Genomic DNA, 25,044 nt, shown 5'->3' with positions numbered 1-25,044 from the left:
ACCTAAAACAACCCGACAAAATTTCCGGTTTTTCCTAAAAAACCTTCATGGCACCTGCTTTGTTTACCTTGTACCATGAACTTCAACAACTTTACGATCAAGGCCCAGGAAGCAATTCAACAGGCTTCCGAAATAGCGCAGGGAAACCAGCAGCAAGCTATTGAGACGGCACACCTCCTAAAAGGTTTGCTTACTGTTGATGAAAATGTAGTCTCCTATGTTTTAAAGAAATTAAATGTAAACCTGAATGTATTAAACCCGCATTTAGATACTCAAATAGAGAAATTTCCCAAAGTTACCGGCAGCAGTCCCTACCTTACCTCCGGAAGCAACAGCGCATTGCAGAAAGCACAGTCTTACTTAAAAGAATTTAAGGACGAGTTTGTGTCTGTAGAGCACCTTTTGCTGGGTCTGCTCTCCGTAAATGACAATACTTCAAAGCTGCTAAAAGACAAGGGCGTAACTGAAAAAGACCTTAAAAAAGCCATCCTTTCATTAAGAGGTGATAGCAGGGTAACTGATCAGAATGCGGAGGCGACTTATAACGCACTCAATAAGTATGCAAGAAACTTAAATGAATATGCCGAGTCTGGTAAGCTGGATCCGGTAATAGGCCGCGACGATGAGATCAGAAGGGTGATACAGATTTTATCCAGACGTACTAAAAACAACCCGATTTTGATCGGTGAGCCCGGAGTGGGTAAGACGGCTATTGCCGAAGGCATTGCATTCAGGATCATAAAAGGTGACGTCCCTACCAACCTCAAAACCAAAACTGTCTTTTCACTGGACATGGGTGCGCTAATAGCCGGGGCCAAATACAAAGGTGAGTTTGAAGAGCGCCTAAAAGCGGTGGTAAAAGAAGTAACCCAAAGCGATGGCGACATTATTTTGTTTATCGATGAGATCCATACTTTGGTAGGCGCAGGTGGCGGCGAGGGTGCAATGGATGCGGCAAATATCTTAAAGCCGGCATTGGCACGTGGTGAACTGCGCGCTATTGGGGCCACTACACTGGATGAATATCAGAAATACCTGGAAAAAGACAAGGCCCTGGAACGCCGTTTCCAAAAGGTAGTGGTGGATGAACCGGATACCCAGGATGCCATTTCTATCTTAAGGGGACTGAAAGAACGTTATGAGACGCACCATAAGGTACGGATCAAAGACGAAGCCATCATAGCTGCTGTAGAAATGTCACAGCGCTATATCGCCGACCGTTTTTTGCCGGACAAAGCCATTGACCTGATGGACGAAGCGGCTTCCAAACTTCGTTTGGAAATGGATAGCGTGCCGGAAAAGGTAGATGAGCTGAACCGGAAGATCATGCAACTGGAAATAGAGCGCGAAGCAATCAAAAGAGAGGGCGATACCAAAAAGGTTCAGTCGCTGGCTGAAGAAATTGCCAATATTTCCGCAGAGCGGGATGAAATAAAAGCCAAGTGGCAGGGAGAAAAAGACCTGGTAGATGGCATTAATACGGAACTGGAAGAGATTGAGAATTATAAGCTGGAGGCGGAACAGGCGGAACGTGCGGGGGACTATGGAAAAGTAGCCGAGATCCGCTATGGCAAGATCAAAGAGGCGCAGGATAAAGTAGAACAATTGAAAGTGCAACTTGCAGCCCAGCAAAGTGAAAGCAGGATGCTGAAAGAGGAGGTCACTGCTGATGACATTGCTGGTGTAGTGGGCAGGTGGACTGGTATTCCGGTAACGAAGCTGATCTCCAGTGAACGCGACAAATTGCTGAACCTGGAAAATGAACTTCATAAGCGGGTAGCGGGACAGGATGAGGCCATTGAAGCGATTTCAGATGCGATCAGGCGTTCTCGTGCCGGTCTTCAGGATAAAAAAAAGCCGATCGGATCATTTATTTTCCTGGGTACTACCGGCGTGGGCAAAACGGAACTGGCCAAGGCGCTTGCTGAATTTTTGTTCAACGATGAAAATGCCATGACCCGTATAGATATGAGCGAATACCAGGAAAGACATGCGGTATCACGTTTGATAGGGGCGCCTCCGGGATATGTGGGCTATGATGAAGGTGGACAGCTGACTGAAGCGGTACGCAGAAAACCCTACTCGGTAGTTCTGCTCGATGAGATCGAAAAAGCACATCCGGATGTGTTCAATATATTGCTGCAGGTATTGGATGATGGCCGCCTGACGGACAATAAAGGCCGGGTGGTTAATTTCAAAAACACGATCATCATCATGACTTCCAATATCGGATCACATTTGATACAAGATAATTTTAAGGCACTGAGTGATGAAAACCGGGATGAGGTGATTGCCAAGACCAAGAATGAATTGTTTGAACTGTTGAAACAGACCATCAGGCCTGAGTTTTTAAACCGCATTGACGAGCTGATCATGTTTACCCCCTTAAACCGCAGCGAGATCAGGAACATTGTAGACCTTCAGTTTAAACATGTGCAGGATACACTGGCAGAGATGGGTATTGAAATAGAAGCTTCTGTAGAGGCGCTGGACTGGCTGGCAGAGCTGGGTTACGATCCGCAGTTTGGTGCAAGGCCCTTGAAAAGGGTGATCCAGAAAAGGATATTGAACGAGTTGTCTAAAGAAATCCTGGCAGGTAAAATAGACAAAGACAGCAAGATCAAGCTGGATACGTTCGACCACAAGTTTGTATTTTTGAACAACAAATAACCAAAGGCTGTCCATCTTTTGGACAGCCTTTTTATTTCTTCTTTGTTTCAATATTCGGAAGGAATGCCGTAAGCATCCCGATCAAAGGCAGGAAAGAACATACATGATATACATATTCAATACTGGTATTATCTGCCAGTTTGCCTAACAGCGCAGAGCCTATCCCTCCCATTCCAAAGGCAAACCCAAAGAACAGCCCTGCTACCAGCCCTACTTTGCCCGGTATCAGTTCCTGTGCGTACACAAGAATAGCAGAAAATGCAGAAGCAAGTATCATCCCGATGGGGACAATTAATACACCTGTCCAGAATAAATTGGCGTAAGGCAATAGCAACGCAAAGGGCGCTGTCCCTAATATAGAAAACCAGATCACGTACTTACGGCCAAAACGGTCGCCCACCGGGCCACCGGCTAAAGTACCTGCCGCTACTGAAACCAGGAACACGAACAGGTATACCTGCGAGCTCTGTACAGAAACATTAAATTTATCTATTACATAAAATGTAAAATAGCTGGTCAGGCTGGCCATGTAAAAGTATTTGGAGAAAATTAGGATCAGCAGGATAATGACTGAAAAAATCACCCTTTTCCTGGATAATGTTGGGACAGCCGATACTATTTTACTGCCTTTACCGGATTGCAATCGAAGTATATAACCTTTGTACCAGCTGCCCACGCGGCTTAAGATGACAATTGCAACCAAGGCAATGATAGAAAACCAGATGATGCTGAACTGTCCATAAGGTACAATGATCCATGCTGCGAGTAAGGGACCGAGTGAACTTCCGAAATTACCACCCAACTGGAAGATAGACTGCGCCAGCCCCCTCCTTCCCCCGGATGCGGCATGTGCCATACGCGATGCTTCGGGATGAAAAATAGAAGAGCCTGTGCCAACCAGGGCCACCGAAACCAGCATCATATAAAATCCCGTCGACAAGGAAAGGGTGATCAGGCCGCAAAGTGTAAACCCCATCCCCATTGCCAGTGAATAAGGCTGGGGTTTTTTATCCGTATAAAGGCCTACAAAAGGCTGGAATAATGAAGCAGCCATCTGAAAGGTAAGCGTAATCAACCCAATTTGTGTGAAAGTAAGTCCATAACTGTCTTTTACAACGGGGTAAATAGCAGGAATGAGCGACTGGATGGTATCATTTAATAAATGAGAGAAACTGATGGCAAAAAGGATGGGAAATACAGTCTTTTCAACTGTATTTTGTGTGGCACTAACGCTATTCATCGTATAAATCAATAAAGTTCAAAGATAGCTAAATACTTAATAGTGTTTTTGTCATTATTTTAAACTGAATACTTTAAAGCCACTATTTTGTTTAAGATTCCAACCAAATAACATCGATAAAACCCTTACTTAACAGAACATTTATTCCTTAAGATTGTTATACCAGTCAACACAGAATTTTTTTTCCATATGAAAATCGCTTATATCTCAACTTATCCGCCACGTGAATGTGGTATTGCAACGTTTAACAACAATCTTTTAGGCGCTATTGGTCACAATAAAAAAGCAGTATCTGAAGATAGCTTTGTTGTGGCGATGAATGATTCTGATAATATTGATGAGTATGAGTACCCTAAAGAGGTGAAGTACATTATCAGACAGGAAAACCAGAAAGACTATATCCGTGCGGCCGATTATATCAACACCAGTTTGGCTGATGCCTGTATACTGGAACATGAATACGGCATTTTTGGAGGGGAAAGCGGTGTATATATTCTTCCTTTGCTGGCAAGGCTTCAAAAGCCATTGATCACGATATTCCATACGATTTTAAAAGACCCCAATTACATGCAACTGACCGTAATGAGGGAAGTGGCAAAGTACTCATCCAGAATTGTGGTAATGAGCCACAGGGCAGTAGGGTTTTTGACTAGTATATATGGAATCCCTTTTGATAAAATCCAGTTGATAGAGCACGGGGTGCCTGACCTGGAACCTAAGGAAGATAACCCCATTAAAAATTCAATCGCCTTTAAGGGCAAAAAAGTATTGTTCACCTTTGGTCTGATCAGCAGAAATAAAGGGCTAGAAACGGTAATAGAGGCCCTGCCTAAAATAGTGGAGCAAAACCCCGATGTGATGTATGTGATTTTGGGAACCACACACCCCGGAGTCATCCGTAATTCGGGGGAGGAGTATCGGGACAGCCTGAAGCGGCTGGCCAAGAAACTAAATGTAGAGAACAACCTTACTTTTGTCAATAAATTTGTATCCGAGCAGGAATTATATGATTTCCTGACGGGCTGTGACATGTACATCACCCCATATCTGAATGAAGCACAGATTACCAGTGGTACCCTATCCTATGCCATTGGTGCCGGCGCGGCAGTAATCTCTACTCCTTACTGGCATGCGCAGGAACTACTGGCCGACCATAGGGGAAGATTATTTGATTTTAAAGACTCAAACACATTAGCAGATATCGTAAATGAATTGTTTGCTGATGAATCTAAACTGCAGCAATTGAAAGCGAATGCCTATGAATATGGCCTGCATTTGCGCTGGCCAAGTACCGGTGATGTGTTTATCGATGTGCTGGACGAAGCGATCTCCAAGTTCCTGTCTGAAAAAGAAACCGGGGGCAAGCCGATCATAGATCCGGATATGATGCCTGCGTTTAGCCTGGCACATATACAGCGACTGACCGATGATACGGGAATTGTGCAGCATGCAAAATATGGTATTCCCAATTTAAAGGAGGGCTATTGCCTGGATGACAACGCACGTGCGCTGACCCTAACCATCCTGGCCTACCAGCAGAATAAAAGTAAAGCTGCTTTAGATTTGCTGCCCATCTATCTAAGCTATATCCAGTATATGCAGTGTGATGATGGTAACTTCAGAAACTTCCTCAGTTTTAAAAGGGAATACCTGGATGAAGTGGGTTCTGAAGATTCATTTGGCCGTACCATCTGGTCGCTTGGATACCTGATCAATAATGCACCCAATAATTCCTATCGTGAATTTGCAAAAGAACTTTTTCTCAAATCTGTGCCACACTTTAAGAATTTAAAACACTTGCGGGGCATAGCCAATACCATGATCGGCCTGACCAATTTCATGAAGGCCCATAGGTATGATGAGCACATCAGGACAGAGCTGAACCAGCTGGCAGCACCCCTGAAAGCTGCCTACCATGCTAACAAGCAGGGACACTGGCTTTGGTATGAAGAAAAGATGACCTACGATAATGGAATTTTGCCGCTGGCTTTGTTATGCCATTACGAAATTACTGGCGATCAGGAGTCTATGGACATTGCCCTGGAGAGTATGGAATACTTGTCGCAGAAAACTTTGATACACGGCTACTTAAACCCTGTCGGAAATGACGGCTGGCTGTACAAGGACGGCCCTGAAATGGCTATTTATGATCAGCAGGCGATAGAAACAATGGCTATGGTGATGATGTATTTCAAAGCATACGAAATCACACATGACCTCACATACATCAAGCAGATGTACCTGTGCTATCAATGGTTTCTGGGTGAGAACAGCCTGCACCTCCCTTTGTACGACTATGAGACAAAGGGCTGTGGAGATGGCCTGCAGACGTATGGGGTAAACCGCAACCAGGGTGCGGAAAGTACACTGGCCTACTGGATTTCTCATTTAATTGTGCTGAAAGCATTGGAGTCGGAGTATGAATTCATACAGAGTGCTGACCTGATGGCTGTACAAAAACAAGTATGAAGATAGCTGTGCTGGCCCCAGTAGCATGGAGAACACCTCCGCGCCATTATGGGCCATGGGAACAAATGGCATCCAACCTGACTGAAGGTTTGGTCCGGCAGGGCTTGGATGTCACGCTTTTTGCTACGGGTGATTCTGTTACTGCAGGTAAACTTGATGCGGTAATAGCACAAGGTTATGAAGAAGACAGAACACAAGATGCAAAGGTAGTAGAATGCCTGCACATCAGTAACCTGATGGAACAGGCAGGAGAATTTGACCTGATCCACAATCATTATGATTTTTTGCCTTTAAGCTACTCAAGGCTGTCAAAAACGCCATTCATCACTACCATACATGGGTTTTCATCTGAAAAAATCCTTGCTGTATACCAGAAATACAATGTGCATGGACACTACGTATCCATCAGCAATGCCAACAGGCATCCTTCCTTAAATTATCTCTCTACTATCTATAACGGTATAGAAACAAAGAATTTTGACTTTAACGACAGTCCAGATGATTACCTGTTGTTCTTTGGAAGAATACATCCTGATAAAGGTACTGCCGAAGCCATACAAATAGCCTTGCAATCAAAAAAGCGTTTGATTATAGCCGGAATAGTGCAGGACGCCAATTATTTTAGAGAAAAAGTTGAACCTTACCTAAACGGAGACATTGAATTCATAGGCGCTGCGGGGCCAGAGCAAAGAAATGAACTGCTTGGCAATGCATCCGCATTGCTGCATCCTATAAATTTTGAGGAGCCATTTGGCCTGAGTGTGGCAGAGGCCATGCTGTGCGGCACACCTGTCATTGCCTTTAATAAAGGTGCTATGCCCGAACTGATAAAGGACCGCGAGACAGGCTTTTTGGTAAAAGATACAGTTGAGGCTGTCGCTGCTGTAGCTGAACTGAAAGGGATTGAAAGATCTGGCTGCCGCGACTGGGCACTATCGCAGTTCTCACAAGAAAAAATGGTAGCTGACTATATAGACAGCTACCATAAGATTTTATAACGATCCGGTACCGCTTGACTAACTTATTGCAGAACTGGAGCTTTTCAGTTTCGCCAATAAGACATCCATTTTCACCCCTGCAAATGAAGAGCAATAATCTGACAGGCCATAGGGGATGATCAGTTCACCATCGTGGATAAGAGAGCCACATGAATAAAGCACATTGGGTACATAACCTTCACGCTCATCATTGTTGGGAATTACCAGTGGCTCCCTAAGCCTTCCTATTTCAATCGATGGGTCCTCCAGGTCAAACAAGCTTGCTCCAAGGCAGTACTTCCTCATCGGGCCTACACCGTGCGTGATCAGCAACCAGCCGTCTTTTGTTTCTATCGGCGAACCACAGTTGCCGATCTGAATAAATTCCCATGGGAATCTAGGGGACTGCAACTTTACAGGATTGTCCCATACGGTGAGTTTTTCTGAATACATCAGGTAATTGTTGCAGCCATCAATACGGGACATCATTACATACTTCCCATTTATTTTACGTGGAAAGAGTGCCAGATTCTTGTTTTGGGCCCCTACGCCATGCAGCGGACTGATCTTAAAATCGTAGAAGTCGGTGGTCTGCAATAACTTGGGCATGATCATAGCACCATCAAATGCTGTATAGGTAGCATAATACACCACCGATCCGTCGTCTTTTACAAACTTTACAAATCTTGCATCTTCTATACCCTTACGCTCAAATTCTGAAATGGGAAAGATGACCCTATCGGAAATATCTGTATCTCTTGAAAAGCTGATTTCATGATAGGTGTCTGACAGCCAAAGTATTTTATCATACTCCAGCTTCTTCAGATCACTCTCCTGCAGGTTCTTTGAGTCGAGGATCATCTTCCTGAGTGTGGAATAATCAAACCGGTCTTCCAGTTTAACCCCTACTTCATCCAATACTTCAATATCAATCTTGGAATCAGCAGCCTTTTTTAAGAAAAGTTTTTTGTTATATACCGCATTTTTAATTACTTCAGCCTCGTCAATGTAATTTCCCGCAGGTATGACAGTGATGTTATGATCCCTGTCTATTAGTGCCCTTCTGAATACTACAGAAGAGATGTGCCCCTCGCCTACTGCTCTGAAACTGATAATCACCCTGCGCTCACCCTCTACCAGATCGCTCTGATCAGGGTCGTCTACCATAGAGGGATTAAAAAAGGCAGCCGACTCAATGGAATATTCATGTGTAAAATAAGATCCCAATAATAACCTGCGGTATTTCTCCAGGTCATCAAAATCTACCTCTGCCGATTCAATGATCCTTTTGATCTTTTTACAATGCCTGGTTAGTATTTTGGTGATATTTCTATGTCTTTTGGAGTATTCCTGAAGCAGGGGGGAGATGATCTCAAAAACCTCTTTTTCCGACAAACCCATCACATGCTTGACAACTTCTAAGGCCCTTTCATCTCCATTAAAAAAAAATCTGGCAATAACTCGCTTTGGATCCGGATATACTTTGACCGGCTTTCGTTCTATTAGTAATCTCATGTGGCAATAACGTATTTATGGTCGTTTTTGTTCTATCTCCCTGTCAATTTCCACGATATTTACTTCGTCGGATTTAGAGAAATCCCCTATCAGGTATTTATTGAAATGATCTGCCAGTTTCCAGAAGGCGTATTCTGTAAGGTCGCCAAATGCATGGCGCTGACCCGGAACTATCACAAAATCAAATCTTTTGCCTGCTTTCATCAGTGCATTGGCTACTCTGATCGTGTTGGCAGGGTGTACATTGTTGTCCACATCACCGGTCATCAGCATCAGGTGCCCTTTGAGGTTCTTGGCCAGATCAGGGTTTTTATCAATACTGTATGTAAAGGTAGTGTCGCCTTTGGCGGAGATGATCTCCTTTACACCATGGTGCTTTTCGCTCCACCAGCGGTTGTAGATACTATTGTCGTGATTACCAGCATTGGAGACAGCCGCTTTAAAGAAATCGGGATATACCAGCATGGCTGCAGTGGACATAAAACCACCGCCCGAATGGCCTGTGATACCTACCCTGCTGGCATCGATATAAGAATACCTGTCGGCAAGCTGCTCTACCGCTGCCTTTTTATCTGCCAGCCCGTAATCCCTCAAATTGCCGTAGCCATAGGTATGGTACCATTTAGAGCGTGCAGGATTGCCGCCGCGGTTACCCACCGTGACAACGATATAACCAAATTGCGCAAGTCGCTCAGTCCTGTCCATGCTTTTGCTGAAAGATTTATTTACAGCCTCTGTCTGCGGACCAGGGTATACATATTCTATAATCGGATATTTCTTGTTTGGATCAAAATCAAAAGGCTTGTACATCACACCATAGATATCAGTAATGCCGTCATCAGCTTTCACTTTAAAGGGCTCAGGGAATTTGTAGCCGGTAGCCATTAGCAGCGACAGATCTGCTGTTTCCAGGTCCATCAGCTTGCGGCCATTATTGTCCATCAGCACAGACTTGGGCACAGTATTGACCCTTGAAAAGTTGTTAATGAAATATTTGTTCTCATCATTCATACTAACGGCATGGTCAAAATCTCCCGGATTCAGCAGCTTTATGCCTGTACCATCAAAGTTGATGCGGTAAAGGTGGTAATAGTAAGGATCTTCACCAGGCTCTCTGCCATTTGCAGTAAAGTAAAGCACACGGTTCTTTTCATCGATATTGACGATGTTCTCGCAGTGGAAGGCGCCCTTGGTGATCTGGTTTTTTAGCTTTCCATTGCTATCAAACAAGTAGAAGTGAGCCCAGCCATCACGTTCAGACCAGTGGATAATTTCTTTTCCGTCATTAACAAGTCCCGGACGGTTGACCTCTACATAGGTATTGAAGCGCTCGTCTATCAATGGGGCAACAGCCCCGGTATTGATGTCGATGGTGCATACATCGATTCTTTTTAAATCGCGGCTGGTACGCTGGAAGTAAATCTTACTGTTGTTACCCAGCCAGATCGAAGGCCTGAACTCATTGTCGCGGTCTTTGTTTAAAGATGGCGCCCCCCAGGCAGAAACCGTCTGGTCTTTAAAGGCAGCCGTGTTCAGCTTCTTGTATGTTTTGTCGGTAAAGTTGAACAATACCATTTCATCAATAGGTGCCTCGGCCTCGCCGGGCATCTGGTATTTATAAGTTTCCAACGTAGGTCTTCCTGGGGCTACATTATTGATCACCCAAAGGTCTTTAACCTTGCGCGAGTCAGATCTGTTGAGCACAAAGTATTTGGAGTTTGGCGACCATAGTACATAAGCCCTGCGCCTTTTTTTATTATTTTTCTCGTTCTCCTCATTGTTTTCTCCGTCACCGTTGCTGCCGTAAGCATAGAATTTCTCACCGTTTTTGGTCAACTGGTGTTCTACAATAGTGCTATCTTCCTCATTTTTCACTGCCTTTTTGTAGTTGTCTTTGTCCATCCAGTAGAGGTTATAGTTCCTGCTAAAGATGATTGCAGAAGAATCTGGTGCTACCGACCCCCAATTGGGTTTAGCCTTTGGCTTGGCATAGTTCGGCACTTCTGTAAGCTTCGCAACAGCGATGTCATAATTGAAATAAAATACCTTCTTTTGCATTGAATCAGCATCTTTCTTATTCTTCCGGTCCTTTTTCAACTCGTCTATGGTACTCCTAACTTCAAAGCTGATACTTTTCTCATCAGCTGAGAACTTCAGGTTCTCCAAAGGTAAATGCTGTGCATCAAACGGGTCACGGATGATGGTAGTAATCTCAGCAGCCAGTTTAGCATTATCAAACAACTTCTTTTTATTCCTGGAAGCAGGGTCTACGATATACCATTCCTTGCCCTCAGGGCTTTCATACTCATACCAGAACCTGGTGCTAAGTTTTAGCCAGTGCGGATCTACCGCCGTTGAGTAAATGATTTTCCTCAATTTATTGGGTGAAAACCTTGAGGCCAATTGGTAATTCGCCTTCGGCGCAGCGGCTGCCGTCTCCGTAAGGGTAAAAGTTTTGCTTTGCGAAAAGGCCGTAAAACAAACGGAAAGCATTAATAAAAACAGTATATAAAGTTTCTTCATGAGTGATTTGTTTGATCGGACTAAATTATCGAATAATACATTTTAGCGCTGCATTTATTTGTAATAAAAATGATAGCTAATCTGATAAAAATACCAGCCGTTTTCATAGTTTTGCGCCAAATACTTTCCTATGAAACGAGCATTTTTATCATCACTGGCTATTGCCTTAATTCTTGCTGGGGGTTGCCAGTCTAATTCGCAGACAAATAATGCGAATACTGACACTAAAGATACTGTGGCAAAGACGACTACAGATGTACCGGCAACTAAAATAGACATAAATGGCATAAAAGTAGCAGATGCTGCAACCATACTGGCACGCAAGCAGGTACCTATTTTGTGCTACCACCAGGTGCGCAACTGGAAGCCTTCTGACGGAAAGGTGGGGAAAGATTATATCGTAGAGGTCCAGAACTTCAAAGATCAGGTAAAGATGCTCGCCGACAGTGGTTACCACTCGATCCTGCCTGATCAGTTGTATGCCTACCTCAATACGGGGGCACCATTGCCAGACAAACCCATCATGTTTACCTTTGATGATACAGACCTGGATCAGTTCACTGTAGCCGCCCCGACGCTAAAGAAATATGGCTTTAAAGCAGTATATTTTATCATGACGGTGACTATTGGTAAAAAAGGCAAGTTCGTTCATTACATGTCATCAGATCAGATCAAACAACTTTCTGATGAAGGAAACGTAATCGGCAGTCATACTTATGACCATAAGAATTTCAAAAAGTACCAGGGCAAGGACTGGGAGGAGCAACTGGACAAGCCGACCAAAAAACTGGAAGAGATTACAGGAAAGAAAATAACTGAATTTGCTTATCCCTTTGGGTTATGGAACGCAGAAGGTATTCCCGAACTGAAGAAACGTGGTTTCAAGATGGCATTTTCTTTGGCTGACAAGCGCGACCAGAATGATCCAATATTTACCATCAGGAGAATCATTGCAAGTGGGTACTGGAGTCCCCGAACTTTGCACAACAGCATTAAGAAAAGCTTCTAAAGGCTTTTCTTAATACCTATATTACATTTTTTATGATGTAGTCCCTGGTGTTAAAATCAAATTGACTGCCCTTCTTTTTATTCAGCAATGCCTTGCCTATAGGTGAGGCTGGTGATACTGCGAATATAGATTTACCATCTACCGTAAGCTGTCCTGCGCTGACACTAATGTAAAAAGAACCCTGACTGGTTTCTACAAGGCTGCCATGCCTTACTATTTCTGAAGGATTTGGGGTTATATCTATGGCTTTTAACACCCTGAAATTCTCCTCTGCATCTATAAGAAGCCGCTTATTACGATCAATTTCCTGTTGCATCATCTCCCTGCTGGTTTCATATTTATCACCAGCACTACTTTTTGTATCATCATTACTTGATTCTCTGGCCTGTTCAAGGGCAGTCTCAGCAGTTTGTATTCTTTGTTCAATAAAGCCTAAACAAAGCTGATATAAAGTTTCTTTTATTAGTTGCATAAAATTAGGTTTCTATCCATTTTACCTTTTCCTCCATCGGATTGCGGATGGCTTCACGCGGCTCATCATTGTGATACCCCATGTAAAATATGCCATAGCATTTTTCCTGTTCCTCTAAGTTAAGATAATCCTTGAGATTTGCAAGCATTCCGGGAGAACTCCAGTATGCACCTACATTTAATACCTCTGCAGTCAGCGCCATATTCTGAACGGCACATGCTAAAGCAGCCAATTCCTCCCATTCCGGTACTTTATCGGGCTGCAGTTTCACATTCAGCGCAATTACACAACTTGACTGCGCCACCTTTTCAATAATGCTGTCGTATTTCTTTTGCAGAAATTGATTTTTTGGAGTGATCTCCATGTATAGCCTCGCCAGTTCATAGCCCAGCTTCAACTTTCCTTCGTTTCTGAATACAATGAAACGCCAGGGCTGCGTCAGCTTATGAGTCGGTGCATAGTTTGCACTCTCCAGTATCTGGCTGATGACCTCAACGGGAATTTCCTGCGAAGTATAGCTGATGGGAAATATACTTCTCCTCCGTTTTATAATATCGGTTAATATCTCTATTTCTGTTTTCATTTCGTTTTCTTTGATTATTCCATTCTTATTTATCCTGCTTCTTCAACTGCTTCTTTACCATTTTGGCCCTTGCAAAGAAAGCTATACTTTCTATGTCCGTCAAATAATCAACGGTTTGTAATAAGTCATCTTTTATCCAGTCATAGCGGGGCACCAGGTTGGCCAGTGCCTGCATGCAGTGCACTTTGGTAGCCACCAACATTTCGGTGTCTATCAGCCAGGTAAATAAGACTTCAATTACGGGTTCAAAATCTATGGCCTTTGCCAGCTCTTTGTACACCGGATCAGCATTTTTTGCGGTAAGTAATGCGATGATCTTGGTGTAATGCCTCATGGCCGAATGGTTTTTCTGACTGGGCAACAACTTTAGCAGTTCTTTCACATACAAACTGAACTGCGCTGGTTGGTGAATCATCATGTATTCCAGCATCCATGCTGCCCTAAAAGCGATCTCCTTTTTCTTATGAAAGCTGATTTCCAGCAAATCATTAATATCGAGGTCACTGCTTTCTATGATGGCAGTAGAATTGGCTACCATCTGAAACTTCATTGGCACGTCAAGCCTTGCTATTAATTCGTCCTTTTGCACGGTATTTTTATTTGAAACTCAAACTTATAGAAATCTGTTATCAATCATCACAGCAGTTAAAAAATAATTTTATAAATAATGACTACCTTTGCGGCTTATTTTTCAGCAATATGATTTCAGTTTCTAATTTATCCCTCCGTTACGGAAAAAGAACTTTATTTGAAGATGTGAACCTAAAATTCACCCATGGCAACTGCTATGGAGTGATTGGTGCTAACGGAGCCGGTAAATCTACCTTTCTTAAAATTCTTTCTGGTGAAGTAAACCAGACTACCGGAAGCGTAGCATTTACACCTGGCGAACGCATGGCAGTTTTAAAACAAAACCACTATGAATTTGATGAGTTTAGTGTAATTGAAACCGTAATGATGGGCCACAAGGAATTGTATGACATCATGAAAGAGAAAGATGCCATCTATATGAAAGAAGATTTTTCTGATAAAGATGGTGAGCGGGCGGGTGAACTGGAAAACAGGTTTGCAGAAATGGATGGCTGGAACATGGAGAGTAATGCTGCGACCATGCTGAGTAACCTTGGCATCAAAGAGGAGCACCACTACAAGCAATTGAAAGAACTGGATGGTAACCAAAAAGTACGTGTGCTATTGGCACAGGCGCTGTTTGGCAATCCTGACATCCTGTTACTGGATGAGCCTACCAATGATCTGGACATCGATACTATTGCATGGCTGGAGAACTTCCTTGCAGATTATCAAAGTATTGTATTGGTGGTATCTCACGACAGGCACTTTTTAGATGCCGTATGTACGCATATCGTTGATATCGATTTCAGTAAGATGAATACCTATTCAGGTAATTATACCTTCTGGTATGAATCAAGTCAGCTGGCATTGAAACAACGCAGCGACCAGAACAAGAAACTGGAAGAGAAAGTTAAAGAATTACAGGAGTTTATCCAGCGCTTTAGTGCTAATGCTTCAAAATCCAAACAAGCTACCTCACGTAAAAAGGCTTTGGATAAGATTGATATCTCTGAGATCAAAGCTTCAAGCAGAAAATATCCCGCTATACTATTTAACAACCTGGGCAGAGAAGCAGGCGACCAGATCCTGCAGATAGAAAACCTCTCCTGCACTTTAAACGGAGATGTGATGTTTAAGAACATCAATTTCATGGTTGGCAAAGGCGATAAAATAGCGGTAATTTCTCAAAACAGCTTAGCCACTACGGCGTTCTATAACGTGCTTACAGGCCGTGAAAAGAACTATACAGGCGAGTTTAAGTTTGGCGTTACTATTAACGTCGCTGACATTCCTAATGACAATACACCCTACTTCGAAAATAAAGATGAGAATCTGGTAGACTGGCTGCGCGAGTATTCTGGCACTGATCAGGATGAGCAGTTTGTAAGAAGTTTCTTAGGCAGGATGCTTTTCTCAGGTGAAGAGGTATTAAAGAACGTAAAAGTGCTTTCAGGAGGTGAGAAGATGCGCTGTATGTTCTCCCAGATGATGCTGAGACATGCCAATTTGCTGTTGTTTGACGAGCCAACCAATCACCTTGACCTGGAATCTATCACAGCCTTAAACAATGGCCTGAAAGACTTCAAAGGCACGGCATTGTTTACTTCACGAGATCATGCCCTGACAGAATCTTTGGCTACCCGTATCATCGAGTTGACGCCAAATGGCTCGATCGATAAGATGATGACGTATGATGAGTATATCAGCAGTGATGATGTTGCAGCATTGAGAGCGTCGTTGTACAAGAAGTAATTAAACAATACACAAACTAAGTAATAGACAAATTAAGTGATCTGTTTTCGGGCTGCATTACTTTCGATGAAAAATCGAAAGAACGCTATGCCCTCTCCCAGACACTGAATTTGTTGGGCGCAGACCGAGAGGGCGCAGATACAGTGACTCCATCAACACTGAACTTGTTGGGTGCAGATCGAGAGGGTACAGATACAGGAGACTTATTAACCACTTGTTGAGCATCCTGCAAAAAAAAGACCATTACTTATTCCTGACCTTAGCGTTCTTTGCTCACCCTTCGTGAGCCTAAGAAATGCAGTCAGGAATAAGTAATGGTCTTTTTTTATGTTAACTAATAACTAATCAGCAACAGCTCTGAACATCAATGCCGCAGCAGTCAGATTTGTCCTGCTGTCAATTAATATCGCAGCACCGTTGGCTTTATTCTCGGTATAGAAATCGAACGCTAGCGCATCAGCAGTCTTCAAAACAATCCTGCCTATGTCATTTAGCTTAAAATCATACGCATCCTGTTTCTCCAAAGTATTGATATCTACTTTGTAAACGATCTCACGGATCTTACATTTCGTAACCTTACTGTTGTGCTGAAGCAAATAAGTAATGCTGTCATCCAGCGGACGTGCATCCATCCAGCATACATCAGCTTCTATCAGTTGGGAGCTCTGTGGCAAATGATCAGAATTAACCAATACATCGCCTCTGCTGATGTCAATATTATCTTTCAAATGAAGCGTTACAGATTGCCCTGCATGTACTTCCTGAAGGTGCTGATCGAAGATCTCAATCCGTTCAATCACAGAACTGCTGCCAGAAGGCAATACAGTAACCTTATCATTTACATTAAAAGAACCACTCAATACACGTCCTGCATAGCCACGGTAATCGTGCAGTTCATCAGTTTGCGGCCTTACCACCCACTGCACCGGCATACGGGCAAGGTTATACGCAGGGCCAACCTCCACATCAACTGTTTCCAGAAAATGCAATAAGCTGCGTCCATGGTACCAGGTCATGTGCTCAGACTCGTTCACTACGTTGTCGCCTTTCAGCGCACTGACCGGAATGAAAGTAACATCGTTCAGCTTTAGTTCAGCAGCAAGTGCTTTATATTTATCTACAATCGCGTTAAAAACCGTCTCGCTGTAGCCAACCATATCCATTTTATTCAGGCATACCACCACGTGCTCAATACCCAATAACGAAACCAGGTACGAATGTCTGATGGTCTGTTCTACCACCCCGTTACGGGCGTCAATTAATATAATAGCCAGTTTAGCAGTAGAAGCACCAGTAACCATATTACGTGTGTACTGAATGTGACCAGGAGTATCAGCTATGATAAATTTCCGCTTTTCAGTCTGAAAATATTTATAAGCCACATCAATGGTGATGCCCTGCTCCCTTTCAGCCCTGAGTCCGTCTGTAAGAATGGCCAGATCTATTGTCCCGTCATCATTCTTACGGTTGCTCTGTTGCAAAGCCTCCAGCTGATCTGCTAAAATAGAATCCGTATCATAAAGCAAGCGTCCGATAAGTGTGCTTTTACCATCGTCAACACTACCTGCAGTAAAAAATTTAAGTAAGTTCATTAAAAGTATCCTCCTTTTTTGCGGTCTTCCATTGCAGCCTCTGAAACTTTATCGTCCATGCGGGCTCCGCGTTCACTAATCTTTGATGCGCTGATCTCAGCAATAATATCTTCCAGTTGGTCGGCATCCGACTCAACTGCAGCCGTACAGCTCATATCGCCAACTGTACGGAACCTCACCTTCTTGTGTTCCACTACATCCTCATCATCCATGTTTAGGAATGGAGACGCAGCCATCAGCTGACCGTTGCGTGTAATCACATCTCTATTGTGCGCAAAATATATAGTAGGTAGTTCAATTTGCTCTCGTTTGATATAATTCCATACATCCAATTCCGTCCAGTTGCTGATCGGAAACACACGAACATTCTCTCCTTTATGGATCTTGCCATTGTATATATTCCAAAGTTCAGGGCGCTGACGTTTAGGGTCCCACTGTCCGAATTCATCTCTTACAGAAAAAATCCTTTCCTTAGCCCTTGCTTTCTCCTCATCCCTGCGCGCACCACCAATACAAGCATCAAAACCATGCAGTGCGATGGTATCCAGCAAGGTAACTGTCTGCAGTGAATTTCTGCTGGCATTTTTACCCTTCTGCTCCACCACTTTACCCTGGTCTATAGAATCCTGTACATGCCCGATGATCAGCTTTTCACCGATGCGTTCCACCATTTTATCCCTGTAGGTAATGGTTTCTTCAAAGTTATGTCCGGTATCGATATGCACAAGTGGAAAAGGAAATTTACCAGGTCTGAATGCCTTTTCGGCCAGTCGTACCAATGTAATTGAATCCTTACCTCCTGAAAACAGCAGGGCTGGTTTTTCAAATTGCCCTGCTACTTCACGCAATATGTGAATCGCCTCGGCCTCCAGTTCATCTAAATAATCTAAATTATACTTACTCATTTTCTTGTATTACGTTGTGGCATGCAATCCACATTCCTTTTTTGACTGATCTTCCCACCACCATCGGCCTGCCCTGAAATCTTCACCTTCTCTTACTGCCCTGGTGCAAGGCGCACAACCTATACTAGGGAAACCCTTGTCATGCAATGTATTGTAAACAATATTATTCTTTTTAATAAATTCCTTTACCTCATCCAGCGACCAGAAGAATATCGGATGGAACTTAACCATTTGGTTTTGCTCATCCCACTCCAGGTTACTCATGTCATGCCTATTCAGCGACTGCTCAGCTCTGATGCCTGTTACCCATAGCTGATTACCTCCCAAAGCCCTTTTCAGCGGCTCCAGTTTGCGGATATAACAGCACTGCTTACGGTTTTCTACCGACTCATAAAAACTATTTGGCCCTTTGGCATTTACCATATCCTGCAGCAGTTCTGCCTGGGGATGATAAGCCAGGATAGGCTTTTTATATATTTCCAGTGTACGGTTCCAGACATAGTATGTCTCCGGAAACAGTCTGCCTGTTTCCAGCGTAAACACATCAATAGGAATATCATTGGCAAAGATCATGTGCGTGATCACCTGGTCTTCCCAGCCAAAGCTTGTAGAAAAAACGATCTTTCCCTTATACGCTTCGGCAAAATACCGTAAAGCCGCTACAGGGTCCAGATCCTTAATTTTATCAGCTATTGCTGTCAATTGCTCTTTCATTTTATTACTTTAAATCCCTGGTCAGAATCTCTGTTACTTCATTCAATTTCTTTACTTTATCGCTAAAATCACCCTGCAGGGAATTACGTAATGAATTCATTTGCTGCAAAGTAGTATCCAGTTCCTCCGGGATGCTTTCATTCAGCACTTCCTTCAGGCGCTTTGCGATGGTGGGCGATTTACCATTGGTGGATATCGCAATCTTCAAGTCTCCTTTTTGCACGATAGACCCGAGATAAAAATCACACAATTCCGGTTTATCCGCTACATTCACCAGCAATCCCCTCAGCTTTGCAGCCTCCCTGATTTCTACATTCAGCACATTATCATTCGTAGCAGCTACCACTATATTCGCCCCGTTCAGGTCATGCGGTTCAAAAGACTTTTGCTTTATTTCCACTAAAGGAAACGCAAGAGTAAATTCTTTCAGTTCATCAATTATTTCTTTGGCAATTACCGTTACCTTAGCCTGGGTACTGTTGCCCAATATAGCAGTCAGTTTCTCCAGGCCTACAGGACCGCCACCAATCACTACTGTGTGCAGTTCATTGAGCTTGATAAATACCGGAAATAACTGATTGCCTTCCATACTATTAAATCTCTTCTTTCAAAGCCTGATAAAAATCTCTGATCGGCAGAAAAGACGGATGTAAAGATACAACTTCACCAAAAATTAACAATGCAGGTGCTTTCATCTCTTTCTCCAGCACCACTTCTACTATCGTATCTACTACGCCTACCGCAAATTTCTCATTCTCCGTAGATCCGCTTTGAATAGCCGCCACAGGCAATAAACCTTTACCTTCATTTTGGAACAACTTCACGATCTCCTTAAGTTTACCCAAGCCCATCAGTACTACTACCGTAGCCTTTGACCTCGCTGCCTCATAGAGATCATTAGAGATTTTTCCAGATGAAGTGGTTCCTGTTACGACCCAAAAGCTTTCGCTCAGCCCCCTGTGCGTCACAGGGATCTGCTGCAAGCCCGGCACAGAAATAGAACTCGACAAACCCGGAATCACGGAAACAGGAATACTGTATCCCGCCGCAAAATCAAGCTCTTCATATCCCCTGCCGAAAACAAAAGGATCACCACCTTTCAGCCGCACTACATGTCCGTAGTTCAGCGCGTAGTCAACCATCAGCTTATTGATCGCATCCTGTCCAAAGGAATGCTCCCCAGACCGCTTACCTACATATACCTTTATAGCCTCAGGATTGGCATAGTCCAGCACGCCTTCGTTTACCAATGCATCATATAATACCACATCAGCGGTTTTCAACGCATTTGCACCCTTCAAAGTGATCAGTTCAGGATCACCCGGACCGGCACCTACCAGCGTTATCCTGGGTTCTTTATCTATATTAAATACACTCATTAAAATGCTCCTCCCCTGTTTACTTTGATCTGTGCGATGAAGTTTTCCACTTCAGCCAGATAAGCAGTTGCAAATTCTTCTGTTGGCTCATTTTTATTGATCTGCAGTACCAGGTCGTTAAACGTGCCATTCAGCGAAAACTCGCCTGTTTCTACATAGTTTTTATCAAACTCCCTGATCACCCCTATCTGTGTACTGCTGCTCACACCTTTATCTAGCAACAATGCTTTGGCACTGCTTACAAATACTGCATAAGTATGATAAATGGCATCAGCCCATGCGCCACCTTCATAAGAAGCCTTTGCCCAGTCCAGTTTCTCTTCCGCTTCCAGTAGCAAGGTAGCTACCAGGTCAATGATCACACCAGCACATTCACCTACCCCAATGGCAGTTACAAATGTTTCCTCATGGCCCCAGTCCACATATTCTTCATCTTTCAGGTTGCTCAGGTCAGCCAGTGGTTTTAGCAATTGATAGAAATGGTCCTTAGTCTTCCTGTCATAATATTGGTGGAAGCTTTCAGCTTGTTCTGAATTTGCACTAAAATCGTTCAATATAAACCTCAGCACATCAGTAGCACGCTTAGAAGGAGCTTTAATCACTCTATCCGCTACCCTTCCTTCACCGTCACCTACAGTACCACCACCCAGCATCACCTGTACAGCCGGTACTACTTTGCCATTTGCTTTTACCGAACTTCCGTGAAAACCGATGTGTGCAAGGCCATGCTGTCCGCATGAATTCATACAGCCGCTGATCTTGATCTTGATGTCCTTTTCATAGATCAGTTCAGGATATTCCTCGTAGATCACATCTTCCAGCGCCACCGAAAGCGACATGCTGTTAGATATACCCAGGTTACAGGTATCCGTACCCGGACAGGTAGTCACATCAGCCACACTGTCAAAACCCGGTTTGGCAAAGCCTAAAGCTTTCAGTTCCACATACAAAGCCGGCAATGCGCCTTCTCTCACATATTTCAGCATCAGGCCCTGATTTTGGGTGATGCGGATCTCATCAGCAGCATATGGACTAATGGCGTCTACCAGCTTACGCGCCAGTTCAGTAGGGATGTCACCTTTCGTTACCTTGATGTATACCGCATAAAAGCCGGCTTGTTTCTGCTCGTTTACGTTGGTAGCGCGCCAGTGTTTATAATCCAGCGAATTCAGCACCTCATCCAGTGCTGGATAATCCAGCAACTCAGGCACATTCGGCTGAGGAACCGTATCGCGGTCTATTTTAAAAGTCTTTACTTTATTGGCAATACGCTCTTCATCTATCAGTCTCAGTACTTCTTCCAGACCTAGTTTTTGTACAAGGTATTTCAAGCGTGCTTTATTTCTATTGGTTCTTTCACCGTAACGGTCAAATACCCTCAATACCGACTCAGCATATGGAATGATCAGGTCTTCATGCAGGAAATCGTGTACCGGTTCAGCCAGAAAAGGCTGCGCACCGAGGCCACCGGCCAGTACCACTTTAAATCCACGTTCACCCTGCTCGTTGATCTTCGGAATAAAACCAAGGTCATGTATATAGCTGAATGCTGTATCCGTTTCATCAGATGAGAAAGAAAATTTCATCTTCCTGCCCATTTCCTGACAGATCGGATTGCGTAAGAAATATTTAAAGAAAGCGTGTGCATAAGGCGATACATCAAACGGCTCGTTAGGATTGATGCCCGCATCAGGAGATGAAGTCACATTACGAACAGTATTACCGCAAGCCTCACGGATGGTTACATCATCACGCTCCAGCTCCTCCCACAATTGCGGGGTTCTGTCCAGGCTCACATAGTGGATCTGGATATCCTGACGCGTAGTAAGGTGCAGGTTTCTGCTTGCATATTCGTCAGACACATCAGATATGCGCAGCAATTGTTTAAAAGTTACTTTCCCAAAAGGCAGTTTGATGCGCACCATTTGCACTCCCGGTTGCCTTTGTCCGTAAACACCACGGGCCAGGCGAAGGCTTCTGAATTTCTCATCATGAATTTTGCCATCACGAAATTCCCTGATCTTTCTTTCAAGATCGATTATATCTTTTTCGACAATAGGATTCTCTAACTCTGTTCTAAAGCTTTGCATCTGTGTTAGGTCTAATTTAAAAAAAGCTCCTTTGTCTGGGAGACCGAAGAAGCTTTTAAAAGTTTTGTTTCTAAACAGTCTATAATCTTACCTGTACATGCAAGCATGGATCAGACAATTTGGGCTATAGTTTACTGTTTTCATGAAGCAAATATATAAAGTATATGGGTTTGGTAGTGTATAGAAATGTAAAATATTTGCAATTATCTTGTTATCAGTTGCTTATTTTGCAATATGGAATGATTCTACTGAACATATTATTTGTTCAAACTACCTAAATACGAGCTGTCTGAGTTGTATTGACACAATTTGACACCAACTTTGTCACGGCATCAGAAGAGATTCCTTATTACCTAAAAATTAGAGATTTTTAGTGGCTGCTTCGAGAAGGAAATAAATTTTTATATTTGATTAACATCATTGAAAGGAGTTATTATAGCTGCATTAAAATATGTAAGAGTTACAGAACAAGGTTATCCAAAGGCTACTATTGTGGAGACTGGCAAAAGTCATGCAAATGACCCATATGTTCTAAAAAAAGCAGCAAAATCAAAAGAAATGTTGAGGAAGGTTAAATTTCCTGATCATCTGAAAAAGTAGTGCTTCTCCATTAATGAAGTCACCGAACTTTAAGAGTTACTTCCTCAAGTGCTCATCCCTAAAGCCACCAGCAGTCCTGATTCTACTTAACCCCTCAGCACTCATGCCTCATATCCTTTTATTCCTGCTGGTCTTTTTTTACCGCAGCCAAAATCCTGTTGGCCAAGTAAATACACCTCAGACATCGTCTTACCCCATCAGCATAAAAGAATCATAACCGAAGCTGATCATGGTATTCCCCTTCTCTATGATCATATAGAAATCGGCAGGCTTTTGACTCATAGTTAGTTCCTCAACCTAACACCCATCCGGTATAGAAAAGAACATCTTCAGCGAAATCTCAATATCATCCTCGATCAATTCATCTTTCAGGTCAGTAAAGAAACTTCCGGACTTGTAGTTGATCCCCCATTTGGTCCGGTCAATTTTAAAGTCGGCCACAGCACTAAGGGTTTTGCCAGACCTGGTAAACATCGCCAGAAACTCCAAAGGCTTAGTCACGCCTTTTACTGTCAGGTCGCCCCTTACCTTGTAATGGTTCAGCTTGCCGGTAGGAACGATAGTATACACACGCATCCTCGCCATTGGGTAGAGCGCTACAGCAAAGAAATTATTTGCCTTTACCACACCTTCTACTTCCCTGTTGTCCTTTGGCATCAATTGATCGACTACCACAATTGAGTTCATGTGAATATTAAAATCACCGCTGTCATATTTGCCCGGAGACAGTGTTTTTATCTCCCCCGACCGGAACAATACATACCCATTGTGTCCGCCATTGACCTTTTTAGCTTTCCACAATAACTTGCTGTTCTTAACATCAAGCCGGTATATAAACGGCTGCGGACCAGCACTCCGTACACTGTCAGTTGTCGCTTTTTGCGCTACCGCCTGTTTCGCAGATAGCAGGATAAAAATAACTAAGATTACATACCGTGTTTTCATATCGTTGTCTGTTTAAATAATACCTCGCAAACCTACAGCACGCAAATACGCAACTACCACGAAATGATGTAAAAAGAATTGTAAATTTTTGTAAATTGGCTATGGCAAGCAATTTAAGCCCTTAAAAAAACGCTAATTTTATGCCATGAACAAAGCTGTCCTCAGAGTGATACTTCCTTTTACTGTAGTACTGTGCCTGATCATAGTAAGTGGCGTACTGGCAGGTAATGTCGGTCTGGAAAATAGTTTTTCCGCTACCAAACAGATCATCGCCCTGCGACAGGTAGGCCATGAAGTATTGCTACAGTCAGGTGATAGCACGTCAAGGGTGTTGCCCGTAAGCAAAATAAATGAAACAGAATACCAGATCAGGTTTGAAAAGAAACTTTCTTTCCAACCCGACTCCCTGGTCAGCATAGTAAAAAGATCGCTCTCTGTGAGTGGCCTGAAAAACGATTACATAGTTTCTGTACTGAACTGCAAAAGCATGGAGATCGTATTTGGCTACGCCATATTGAAATCCGAAAAGAACGACATAGTGCCCTGCCGGCAAAGGGTACAACCTGCCGATTGCTATCTGATCAATATTAAATTTCAGGAAAATGCGCTAATCAGCAACAACCAGCAAAAGAATCTTTTTCAGGGTATGCCTATAGTACTGGCGCTTGGCTATTGTGTGTATGCTTTTGTTATCATCCGTAAGAAAAAACAGAGCAAATCGGAAAAACAAATTATTTTAGGTGAAACCACCTTCAATCCGGAAGCTCATTATCTCCTTCTCGACAAAATCAAAACCGAACTGACTGCTAAAGAGACCGGTATCCTGCTTATTTTCGCAAAGAATCCGAATGAGGTCATTGACCGCAGCCGCCTCCAAAAAGAGATCTGGGAAGATGAGGGCGTGATAGTGGGCCGCAGCCTGGATATGTTTATCTCTAAACTGCGCAAAAAACTGGCTAGTGATCCTTCCCTCCAACTCGTAAACATCCATGGTAAGGGATATAAGCTCGAAGTTCGCGACTTAACAATATCATAA

20 protein-coding genes are annotated in these 25,044 nt (G+C 43.3%); 7 read left to right on the top strand and 13 right to left on the bottom strand.

Annotation, left to right across the window (positions count from 1 at the left end; genetic code table 11):
• Positions 1-75: 75 nt before the first annotated feature.
• Positions 76-2,670, top strand: a complete 2,595-nt coding sequence (gene clpB / locus EZ437_RS09515) for an ATP-dependent chaperone ClpB (protein WP_131595672.1) — start codon at positions 76-78, stop codon at positions 2,668-2,670.
• A 31-nt stretch (positions 2,671-2,701) separates the two neighbouring features.
• On the opposite strand, the gene EZ437_RS09510 is transcribed toward clpB, so the two are convergent.
• Positions 2,702-3,910: an MFS transporter gene (locus EZ437_RS09510; protein WP_131595670.1), complete on the bottom strand. Its 1,209-nt coding sequence runs from the start codon at positions 3,908-3,910 to the stop codon at positions 2,702-2,704.
• Between the two features lie 189 nt (positions 3,911-4,099).
• On the opposite strand from EZ437_RS09510, the gene EZ437_RS09505 reads away from it, so the two are divergent.
• Together EZ437_RS09505 and EZ437_RS09500 are read left to right on the top strand one after the other, a co-directional pair.
• Positions 4,100-6,379 (top strand): glycosyltransferase family 4 protein, encoded by a 2,280-nt coding sequence (locus EZ437_RS09505; protein WP_131595668.1) that lies wholly within the window; start codon positions 4,100-4,102, stop codon positions 6,377-6,379.
• Positions 6,376-7,377 (top strand): glycosyltransferase family 4 protein, encoded by a 1,002-nt coding sequence (locus tag EZ437_RS09500; RefSeq protein WP_131595666.1) that lies wholly within the window; start codon positions 6,376-6,378, stop codon positions 7,375-7,377. Before EZ437_RS09505 ends, EZ437_RS09500 begins: the two co-directional genes overlap by 4 nt.
• 18 nt (positions 7,378-7,395) lie before the next feature.
• Here EZ437_RS09500 and EZ437_RS09495 read toward each other — a convergent pair whose 3' ends face one another.
• Positions 7,396-8,871 carry a glycoside hydrolase family 130 protein gene (locus tag EZ437_RS09495; RefSeq protein ID WP_131595664.1) on the bottom strand — a complete coding sequence of 492 codons (1,476 nt, stop codon included), beginning with the start codon at positions 8,869-8,871 and terminating at the stop codon, positions 7,396-7,398.
• A 15-nt stretch (positions 8,872-8,886) separates the two neighbouring features.
• Positions 8,887-11,394 (bottom strand): S9 family peptidase, encoded by a 2,508-nt coding sequence (locus tag EZ437_RS09490; protein ID WP_131595662.1) that lies wholly within the window; start codon positions 11,392-11,394, stop codon positions 8,887-8,889.
• A gap of 130 nt (positions 11,395-11,524) precedes the next feature.
• On the opposite strand from EZ437_RS09490, the gene EZ437_RS09485 reads away from it, so the two are divergent.
• Positions 11,525-12,403 carry a polysaccharide deacetylase family protein gene (locus tag EZ437_RS09485; RefSeq protein WP_131595660.1) on the top strand — a complete coding sequence of 293 codons (879 nt, stop codon included), beginning with the start codon at positions 11,525-11,527 and terminating at the stop codon, positions 12,401-12,403.
• A gap of 16 nt (positions 12,404-12,419) precedes the next feature.
• Here the strand turns inward: EZ437_RS09485 and EZ437_RS09480 are convergent, their stop codons facing one another.
• From EZ437_RS09480 to EZ437_RS09470, 3 genes are read right to left on the bottom strand one after another with little or no spacing between them, the layout of a single operon-like run.
• A complete protein-coding gene (locus EZ437_RS09480; RefSeq protein WP_131595658.1) occupies positions 12,420-12,875 on the bottom strand; it encodes a 3-oxoacyl-ACP synthase in 456 nt (151 codons plus the stop codon).
• A 4-nt stretch (positions 12,876-12,879) separates the two neighbouring features.
• Positions 12,880-13,458, bottom strand: coding sequence for a nitroreductase family protein (locus EZ437_RS09475; protein WP_131595656.1), 579 nt, complete (start codon positions 13,456-13,458; stop codon positions 12,880-12,882).
• A gap of 25 nt (positions 13,459-13,483) precedes the next feature.
• The gene (locus EZ437_RS09470) at positions 13,484-14,047 is read right to left on the bottom strand and encodes a hypothetical protein (protein ID WP_131595654.1); all 564 of its coding nucleotides are present in this window, start codon (positions 14,045-14,047) and stop codon (positions 13,484-13,486) included.
• A 110-nt stretch (positions 14,048-14,157) separates the two neighbouring features.
• On the opposite strand from EZ437_RS09470, the gene EZ437_RS09465 reads away from it, so the two are divergent.
• Positions 14,158-15,783, top strand: coding sequence for an ABC-F family ATP-binding cassette domain-containing protein (locus tag EZ437_RS09465; RefSeq protein WP_131595652.1), 1,626 nt, complete (start codon positions 14,158-14,160; stop codon positions 15,781-15,783).
• 341 nt (positions 15,784-16,124) lie between these two features.
• Here EZ437_RS09465 and EZ437_RS09460 read toward each other — a convergent pair whose 3' ends face one another.
• Genes EZ437_RS09460 through EZ437_RS09435 form a run of 6 tightly spaced genes read right to left on the bottom strand, consistent with a single transcriptional unit; the run spans position 16,125 to position 22,463 of the window.
• On the bottom strand, positions 16,125-17,375 hold the full coding sequence (locus EZ437_RS09460) for a sulfate adenylyltransferase subunit 1 (protein WP_131595650.1): 1,251 nt from the start codon (positions 17,373-17,375) through the stop codon (positions 16,125-16,127).
• Positions 17,375-18,280, bottom strand: coding sequence for a sulfate adenylyltransferase subunit CysD (gene cysD, locus EZ437_RS09455; RefSeq protein WP_131595648.1), 906 nt, complete (start codon positions 18,278-18,280; stop codon positions 17,375-17,377). The genes EZ437_RS09460 and cysD overlap by 1 nt, the downstream gene beginning before the upstream one ends.
• 9 nt (positions 18,281-18,289) lie before the next feature.
• On the bottom strand, positions 18,290-18,994 hold the full coding sequence (locus EZ437_RS09450; RefSeq protein ID WP_131595646.1) for a phosphoadenylyl-sulfate reductase: 705 nt from the start codon (positions 18,992-18,994) through the stop codon (positions 18,290-18,292).
• Between the two features lie 4 nt (positions 18,995-18,998).
• On the bottom strand, positions 18,999-19,583 hold the full coding sequence (locus EZ437_RS09445) for a precorrin-2 dehydrogenase/sirohydrochlorin ferrochelatase family protein (protein ID WP_131595644.1): 585 nt from the start codon (positions 19,581-19,583) through the stop codon (positions 18,999-19,001).
• A gap of 4 nt (positions 19,584-19,587) precedes the next feature.
• Positions 19,588-20,373 carry a uroporphyrinogen-III C-methyltransferase gene (gene cobA / locus EZ437_RS09440; RefSeq protein WP_131595642.1) on the bottom strand — a complete coding sequence of 262 codons (786 nt, stop codon included), beginning with the start codon at positions 20,371-20,373 and terminating at the stop codon, positions 19,588-19,590.
• Positions 20,373-22,463, bottom strand: a complete 2,091-nt coding sequence (locus tag EZ437_RS09435) for a HEPN domain-containing protein (protein WP_131595640.1) — start codon at positions 22,461-22,463, stop codon at positions 20,373-20,375. Before EZ437_RS09435 ends, cobA begins: the two co-directional genes overlap by 1 nt.
• 420 nt (positions 22,464-22,883) lie before the next feature.
• On the opposite strand from EZ437_RS09435, the gene EZ437_RS09430 reads away from it, so the two are divergent.
• Entirely contained in the window at positions 22,884-23,063 is a 180-nt protein-coding gene (locus EZ437_RS09430; RefSeq protein ID WP_131595638.1) for a hypothetical protein, read from the top strand.
• 297 nt (positions 23,064-23,360) lie between these two features.
• On the opposite strand, the gene EZ437_RS09425 is transcribed toward EZ437_RS09430, so the two are convergent.
• Positions 23,361-24,008: a YceI family protein gene (locus EZ437_RS09425; protein ID WP_131595636.1), complete on the bottom strand. Its 648-nt coding sequence runs from the start codon at positions 24,006-24,008 to the stop codon at positions 23,361-23,363.
• A gap of 145 nt (positions 24,009-24,153) precedes the next feature.
• Between EZ437_RS09425 and EZ437_RS21845 the strand changes: the two genes are divergently transcribed.
• The gene (locus tag EZ437_RS21845) at positions 24,154-25,044 is read left to right on the top strand and encodes a winged helix-turn-helix domain-containing protein (RefSeq protein ID WP_131595634.1); all 891 of its coding nucleotides are present in this window, start codon (positions 24,154-24,156) and stop codon (positions 25,042-25,044) included.

The organism is Pedobacter psychroterrae (assembly GCF_004331695.1).
Classification (GTDB): Bacteria; Bacteroidota; Bacteroidia; order Sphingobacteriales; family Sphingobacteriaceae; genus Pedobacter; species Pedobacter psychroterrae.
The sequence above is the reverse complement of the archived record's forward strand: the minus strand, read 5'-3'. Positions and strand labels throughout refer to the sequence as shown.